Genomic DNA, 324 nt, shown 5'->3' with positions numbered 1-324 from the left:
CATGTTTGAGATATTTTATTAAAAGTGCGGGTGAAGGGAGTCGAACCCCCACGCCAAAGGCGCTAGATCCTAAGTCTAGTGCGTCTGCCAATTCCGCCACACCCGCATATTAATATTTTAAGAAAAAATGGGGCGACTGATGGGAATCGAACCCACGAATGCCGGAGCCACAATCCGGTGCGTTAACCACTTCGCCACAACCGCCATGATTTTCTGGTGCCGACTAGAGGACTTGAACCCCCAACCTACTGATTACAAGTCAGTTGCTCTACCAATTGAGCTAAGTCGGCTAAATGGTGGAGGATGACGGGATCGAACCGCCGA

3 tRNA genes are annotated in these 324 nt (G+C 50.0%); all 3 read right to left on the bottom strand.

Annotated elements, in window-relative coordinates:
• Positions 1 to 25: 25 nt before the first annotated feature.
• A tRNA-Leu gene (locus MR160_RS34215) sits at positions 26 to 106 on the bottom strand.
• A gap of 22 nt (positions 107 to 128) precedes the next feature.
• A tRNA-His gene (locus tag MR160_RS34210) sits at positions 129 to 204 on the bottom strand.
• Between the two features lie 10 nt (positions 205 to 214).
• A tRNA-Thr gene (locus MR160_RS34205) sits at positions 215 to 290 on the bottom strand.
• Between the last annotated feature and the right edge of the window lie 34 nt (positions 291 to 324).

The sequence above is a fragment of the Bacillus cereus group sp. BfR-BA-01382 genome (assembly GCF_022663475.1).
Lineage (GTDB): Bacteria > Bacillota > Bacilli > Bacillales > Bacillaceae_G > Bacillus_A > Bacillus_A thuringiensis_S.
Note: the sequence above shows the minus strand (reverse complement) of the source record. Positions and strands in the feature narration are given on the sequence as shown.